This window comes from Streptococcus sp. HMSC066E07 (genome assembly GCF_001814695.1).
GTDB lineage: Bacteria > Bacillota > Bacilli > Lactobacillales > Streptococcaceae > Streptococcus > Streptococcus hominis.
This window is the reverse complement of sequence record NZ_KV817458.1, coordinates 1-212: the sequence shown is the minus strand read 5'-3', so window position 1 is coordinate 212 and position 212 is coordinate 1. Positions and strand designations below refer to the sequence as shown.

Genomic DNA, 212 nt, shown 5'->3' with positions numbered 1-212 from the left:
ACGATTCACATTGAAAACAAGACTTCCCAAGGTTTTGATGTGGTGGTGACAAATGTCAGCTCGACCAAGGGTGTGAAGACAGTGAAGTTGCCTATTTGGTCCAGCCAAGGCGGTCAAGATGACATCATTTGGTACGACGCTGCTAAGCAAAATGACGGCACCTATAAGTTGAGTGTGGATATTCGTCGCCATAAAAACAACTATGGTGACTA

Annotated in this window: 1 protein-coding gene; it reads left to right on the top strand. The window is 44.8% G+C overall.

Going from position 1 to position 212, the window contains the following annotated elements; all coding sequences use genetic code 11:
• Positions 1–212: GBS Bsp-like repeat-containing protein (locus tag HMPREF2984_RS06895; RefSeq protein WP_142350455.1), on the top strand; the 212-nt coding region annotated here is incomplete at both ends.